Origin of the sequence: Marinobacter sp., from assembly GCF_052094685.1 — a bacterium.
GTDB lineage: Bacteria > Pseudomonadota > Gammaproteobacteria > Pseudomonadales > Oleiphilaceae > Marinobacter.
Map to the genome: position 1 here is coordinate 1 of NZ_JBQDKB010000008.1, position 6,021 is coordinate 6,021.

Sequence of the window (6,021 nt, forward strand, 5' to 3'; positions counted from 1 at the left end):
TTCCCACAGGGGACTTTCACCCCATTAGTTCATGCCCATGCTGGGCGTACACAAGCGTTTGTGGTGATTCGCCGCGCCAATAACGCCAGCGCAAACGCCACATAAGGAAAATCGTGCGCCAGACACCGTGCTGCTCCCAGTGCCGGCTATCCGTGATCACGGATTTTGTAATGTAATAAGGACGGGAAACCAAGCGGAGCCGACGCGAAAACTCAATATCTTCCATGATCGGCAGGTTTTCAAACCCGTGCAGAGCTTCAAAAACTTCCCGGCGCACAAACAAGGCCTGATCACCCGTGCAAATACCCGTTAACCGAGAGCGCTGATTCATGAACCAGGCGATCACCCGGAACATCGCACCCTGGCCACTCAGGCGCACATCAAAACGCCCCCAAGCTTTGCCGCTTTGAGCAAACTTACGAAGATAGCTCAATGCATTTGAAGGAAGGCGAGTATCTGCATGCAAAAACAGCAGAACATTGCCGCTGGCCGTGGATGCGCCCGAATTCATCTGGACTGCTCTGCCTTTTTCTGACTGAATCACAACATCCGCAAGCGGGCTAGCCAGCCTAGCTGTGCCATCGGTACTGCCTGCATCCACAACAATCAGCTCGTGACCCGCAGCACGTAGTGGCTGCAGAGCTTCAAGTGCTCCCACAACGCCCGCCGCCTCCATCCAGACAGGCACAATAACGCTTAATGAGAAAGGTTCAGACAAAGCACACTCCCAGCACGGCAGAAAACACGGTAACACCTTGAGCCATAAGCCCCAGGCCGTTATCATACCGATCTTCTGAAAGAAGCGCCTTCGTAGCTCATCTGGATAGAGCGTCCCCCTCCTAAGGGGAAGGTAGCAGGTTCGAGTCCTGCCGAGGGCACCAGCTGACCTTTCAGAAACACTCCATAAACGCATAACCTACGCTTTTAAAACGATTTTCGGAAAACTCTAATCTCTCAGAACCCGCTAAAACCCATTCCAAGCCATGAGTCTTGTGGGTGTTTTTGAGGGTACCAGAAAAATTGCTTCCACTAATGTGGCTTTATATACCCCCCTACTTAGCACCGACGGCGTCGTTTAGCTTCAGTCAAACGAATGACGGAAAGGTAGAGATGATTGGCTCTCCTAACGACTACGTGACAGTGGTATGAACGTAGACTCTCAAGCCGCATGAAAGCAATCAACTGGGGATGGGGCCGCCTATTCGGCAGTGGAGCTCGGTCAACCCTAGACCCTAGTCTACTTCCATTTCTGAGCTGCCTATTCGGCAGTGAAGAAGTGCCAGTGGGCAATCATGACCGAAATTAAAGCTGCCACTATGGGCTCTGCACTTCGGGCGCCGGCGCTGAAAAGGCCCGAGCCCAAGTACGCTCGATAGCTTCAAAAAAACTGTCAGTCGCCAGAGCCAGCAGCCCGATCAGGATGGCGCCTTGCAAAACATAGGCGGTATTGCCGTTGACCAGCCCCGCAATCACTGGGTCGCCCAAAGTGCGGGCGCCAATGGTTGAGCCGATCGCTGCGGTGGCAATATTGATGGTGACGGAAGTGCGGATTCCTGCCAGTATCACCCGCCCTGCCAAGGGGAGTTCCACTTTGAACAGCACTTGCACGGAAGACATGCCCATTCCTTTGGCAGATTCGAGCACTGCAGAGTTAATACCGCTCAGCCCTGCCAGGGTATTCCGCAGAATGGGCAGTAAACCATAAAGCACCAACGCGAACAGAGTGGGCTTCTCGCCAAAACCCATAACGGGCACTGCCAGCGCAAGCACGGCGACAGGCGGCACCGTCTGGCCGATGGAGGCTATTTGGCTAACCAACGGCAGAAAGTCACGACCGGCGGGGCGGGTGACAAAGATGCCTGCAGACACAGCCACCAGCGTGCCGATTGTGGCAGAAGCCAGCACCAGCCAAAGGTGGCTTTGCAGCAGTGAGTAGAAGCTGTCTCTGGTGTAAATCAGGTTGTCGGTGTCAGGCTCCAGCCATGAAAACAGCGGTGTCATTGTGGGGAGCAAAGCCGCTAATGCGCACAGAGAGGCAACCCAGGCAACCGGTGAAAACCACGCGCGCATCAAGCGCCACCCTGCAGAAGCTGCTCACGTTTTACGGTGCCAACCTCTTCGCCTGTCCCACTAAAAACCGGGAGTTGCGCGGAGTTTTTCCACACCATAATGGATAGCGCAATACGAAGGCTGTCCGACTCATTCAGGCCTTCGGCACCGGGTTCTGATTTTCGGGGCTGTGGATGGCGTTCCATCAGATCGCCCACTGTGCGCAAAGCCAAGAGCTTCAATCCACGATCGCCCTTACCAATGAGGTTTTCCACAAAGTCTGATGCCGGCCGTCGAAGGATCGCCTCTGGCGTATCGTGTTGAATAATTTGTCCTTTATCCATTACCGCGATACGGGTAGCCAGTTTCAAGGCCTCATCAATATCGTGGGTCACGAACACAGTAGTTTTATTGAGTTGCCGCTGAATTCGTAACATTTCCTGCTGCAGGTTTTCCCGAGTGATGGCGTCCAGGGCGCCGAAAGGCTCATCCATCAGGAGAATATTAGGGTCGCCCGCCAGCGCTCGTGCCACGCCTACGCGCTGGGCCTGGCCGCCGGAAAGCTGGTGCGGATATTTGGCTGCGTCGGTAGCAGGGTTCAGGCCCAACAGGGTCAGCAGCTCATTTACGCGTTCATCACGTTTGCGGGCTGGCCATTTGAGTAGATTGGGCACCACGCCAATATTGCGAGCGACCGTCCAATGGGGGAACAATCCAGTGCTCTGTATGGCGTAGCCCATATTCAAGCGCAGCGTTTCCGGGTTCGCTTTGTTGATATCCTCGCCATCCACAAGAATTTCGCCGCTGGTTCGGGGCAGAAGGCGATTAATCATCCGTAGCGTGGTGGATTTGCCGCAGCCGGAACTGCCTACAAGCACACAGACTTCGCCGGTTTCTATGGTCAGATCAATATCATCAACTGCTACGGCATCACCGAACCGTCGGGTGACACCTTTCAGCTCAATCACGTTGAGGTCTCCTGAAATTTCAATGCAGACAAAATGGCATCGGCCGCCAATGCCAGGAATACCGTGGGCAACGCACCAAGCAGTACCAGATCCATGGCTGCCTGACCCAGACCCTGAAAAATGAACGTACCGAAGCCGCCAGCGCCGATCAGCGCGGCGACAGCGGTCAGGCCAATAGCTTGTATGGTAGTAATTCGCACGCCTTCAATAATGACCGGCAGGGCCAGAGGAAGCTTCACTTGCATAAATATCTGCCGCTCGTTCATTCCCATACCTCGCCCGGCGTCAACCACGGACTCAGGCACTTCCATCAAAGCTACATAGGTATTGCGCAGCATTGGTAGAAGGCTATAGGCAATCAGCGCCAGCAGCGCTGGCGCCCAACCAATGCCTCGAATGCCCAGTGTCTGTAAAACGGGAAAAGCTGCAGATAGTGCGCCCAACGGCGCAATTAACAACCCGAAAAGCGCCAGGCTGGGGATGGTCTGCATAAAACTGACCAGCCCCAGCATTGGCCGTCGCAAGCTTTCTCGCCTCACCATGGCAAGTGCCAAACCAAAAGCCAGCACCGCACTGATGGCAACGGCACCCAGCGACAATGACAAATGCACTGTTAATGCTTGGGAGAACTGGTCCGCCCGATTGCTGTACTCACGGATAAGAGACAGGCTGGACAGCCCTTCACGGCCGGCGCAGAGCCACCAGCCGGCAACAATTAACAGCACGATTGATAGCTGTAGGCGACGAGAGGCTTTGATCTGGCCCAGTGCTTCCAAAAGCATCAGGGCCAGAAAGAACGCCAAACACCAGAACCCCGCGCCTATGCCAATTCGAGCATAGGCGGAATCTGATGGAAGCCTGCGCAGCGAAAACACTTCAAGCAGCAGAGGCAGCACCATCAGTGCGGCCGTCAGCAATGCCGCCAGCACCCGAAAACGTTTGTGAATAGGCCTTGTTGCCAGCACAACCACGGTCAACAGCAGGGACGACACAATGACCGCCCCAAGCCAGCCTGTCGCACCATAAACGCCATAACCGGTGCCAGACACAATACGGTTGGGCTGCACCACGCCAAGATTCAGCAGCCACACCAAACCGAGCGCAGCTAATGCTAAAACGGGTATGACACGGTTCGGCAGCGCTGTAGATGAAGGCACGGATTAGTCCAGGCTAAGACTTTCCAGGTAGTCCCGAGCCACCGCATCTGCAGGAGCGCCTTCGACCGCCACCTTGGCATTCAGCTCTTGCAGCGTTTCCAGGTCAAGCGATTCAAATACTGGTTTTAGCAGCGGGCGTATTTTGGGATATGTCTTTAATACGCTTTCCCTGATAATCGGGGTCGGTTGATAGACCGGCTGCACGCCTTTGGTGTCTTGCATCACCTTCAGGCCCAGTGCGTTCAAACCGCCATCGGTGCCATAGGCCATGGCGCCGTTCACGTTATTGGAATTAATCGCCGCCGCCCGAAGAGTGGCTGCGGTGTTTCCGCCAGACAGAATCAGAAGCTGATCAGACGTCAGCTTGAAACCGTAGGCCTCCTGAAAGGCAGGTAGCGCGCTGGCCGACTCGACAAACTCTGCGCTGGCCGCAAATTTAAAGGGCTTGCCTGCGTTTATATAATCCGCCAAATCTTCCAGGGTTTTGAGGTTGTTTTTTTCAGCCACATCGCCGCGCACGCTCATAGCCCAAGTATTGTTAGCGTTCGCAGGAGTAAGCCAGACAATGCCCTCAGCTTCGCGGTCAAGCTCGGCGGCCTTCTCGTAAGCCTTTGCAGCATTCTTCCACACTTGGCTGTCTGCCTTATCGTAAAAGAACGCGGCATTGCCGGTATACTCTGGGTAAAGATCAATCTCTCCGGCCTTGATCGCACTGCGCACAATACTGGTGCTACCAAGCTGTAGTCGGTTTTCTACCGGGATACCTCCGCTCTCCAGGCGTTGCAGAATCATCTGGCCGAGAACTCCCCCCTCGGTGTCAATTTTTGAGGAGACCACCACCGGTTCCTGCGCCGAAACCGCGCCAGTTACGCACAGCAGAGCAAGCGCAAGACACCCCATCAGCGTTTTCGAGAACGCACGGACAGCGTTGCCTGGAGCCTGATTCTTAGATTGGCGCTTTGACTGATATTTTATGGGGCTTGGGAGAGACACGGCCATTCCTCTTGGTGATGGGGCTACATTACGCCGCTTGGCATTCGATAAGTTTAGTGACATGACTATAGCGGACTCCAAAAAATCCATATGAATTTCAGATTACTAAGCACTGTGAATAGCCTCCAGCGCCACCCTCAGTTTCTCCACAGTTCGCTCCACATTGTTCAATTTTTCCAAACCAAACAACCCCATACGGAACGTGCGAAAGCTCTCTGGTTCATCGCACATCAGCGGCACGCCCGCTGCGATCTGCAGGCCCTGCTCACGGAACAGGCTGGTGTTGTGCATGTTGATCTCGTCGGTATGCAGAACGACCACGCTGGGTGACTCAAAGCCTGATGCTGCGACGCTTTTGAAGCCGGAATTGCCAAACAGTTCACGTACTTGCATACCAAGTTCCACCTGACGCTGATAGAGCAACTCTGGGCCTACTTTCAGGGTTTCCAGCATGGCATTACGCAGGACAACCAGGGTGTCGGTCGGCATGGTTGCGTGGTATGCGTGATTGCCAGACTCATAAGCCTGCATAATTTGGGACCATTTGCGCAGGTCCGCCGCAAAGCTACTGCTGGTAGTTTCTTCCATGCGTGCGATGGCGCGTTCGCTCAATGTGATCAGAGCAGCGCATGGAGAGGCACTCCAACCTTTCTGGGGCGCAGTGATCATTACGTCTACACCACAGGCTGTGGTATCAACCCACAAGGCACCGGAGGCTACGCAATCCAGCACAAACAAGCCGTTAATATCTTTAACCGCCTCGCCGATGGTTTTCAGGTAGTCGTCTGGCAACACAATGCCTGAAGCGGTTTCTACATGGGGGACAAACACAACGGCAGGCTTTTCTGCTCTGA

General features: G+C 54.5%; 6 protein-coding genes and 1 tRNA gene. 1 reads left to right on the plus strand and 6 read right to left on the minus strand.

Features of this window, described 5'->3' with window-relative positions:
- Nucleotides 1-16: 16 nt before the first annotated feature.
- The gene (locus ACTH3S_RS02945; RefSeq protein WP_441807531.1) at nt 17-718 is read right to left on the minus strand and encodes a TIGR04283 family arsenosugar biosynthesis glycosyltransferase; all 702 of its coding nucleotides are present in this window, start codon (nt 716-718) and stop codon (nt 17-19) included.
- A gap of 86 nt (nt 719-804) precedes the next feature.
- On the opposite strand from ACTH3S_RS02945, the gene ACTH3S_RS02950 reads away from it, so the two are divergent.
- Nucleotides 805-881: transfer RNA gene (locus ACTH3S_RS02950), tRNA-Arg, on the plus strand.
- A 433-nt stretch (nt 882-1,314) separates the two neighbouring features.
- Here the strand turns inward: ACTH3S_RS02950 and ACTH3S_RS02955 are convergent.
- The 5 genes from ACTH3S_RS02955 to ACTH3S_RS02975 all read right to left on the minus strand — a co-directional run.
- The gene (locus tag ACTH3S_RS02955; protein WP_441807532.1) at nt 1,315-2,070 is read right to left on the minus strand and encodes an ABC transporter permease; all 756 of its coding nucleotides are present in this window, start codon (nt 2,068-2,070) and stop codon (nt 1,315-1,317) included.
- The gene (locus tag ACTH3S_RS02960; protein WP_441807533.1) at nt 2,070-3,017 is read right to left on the minus strand and encodes an ABC transporter ATP-binding protein; all 948 of its coding nucleotides are present in this window, start codon (nt 3,015-3,017) and stop codon (nt 2,070-2,072) included. The genes ACTH3S_RS02955 and ACTH3S_RS02960 overlap by 1 nt, the downstream gene beginning before the upstream one ends.
- The gene (locus ACTH3S_RS02965; protein ID WP_441807534.1) at nt 3,014-4,174 is read right to left on the minus strand and encodes an ABC transporter permease; all 1,161 of its coding nucleotides are present in this window, start codon (nt 4,172-4,174) and stop codon (nt 3,014-3,016) included. The genes ACTH3S_RS02960 and ACTH3S_RS02965 overlap by 4 nt, the downstream gene beginning before the upstream one ends.
- Nucleotides 4,175-4,177: 3 nt before the next feature.
- A complete protein-coding gene (osmF, locus tag ACTH3S_RS02970; RefSeq protein WP_441807582.1) occupies nt 4,178-5,074 on the minus strand; it encodes a glycine betaine ABC transporter substrate-binding protein OsmF in 897 nt (298 codons plus the stop codon).
- A 198-nt stretch (nt 5,075-5,272) separates the two neighbouring features.
- A partial coding sequence (locus ACTH3S_RS02975; RefSeq protein WP_441807535.1) for an aminotransferase class V-fold PLP-dependent enzyme occupies nt 5,273-6,021 on the minus strand: 749 nt, incomplete at its 5' end.

Excerpts from the sequence above, each read along its gene's own strand:
- osmF (WP_441807582.1), bottom strand. The coding sequence starts at position 5,074 with ATGGGGTGTCTTGCGCTTGCTCTGCTGTGCGTAACTGGCGCGGTTTCG.
- ACTH3S_RS02955 (WP_441807532.1), bottom strand. The coding sequence starts at position 2,070 with ATGCGCGCGTGGTTTTCACCGGTTGCCTGGGTTGCCTCTCTGTGCGCA.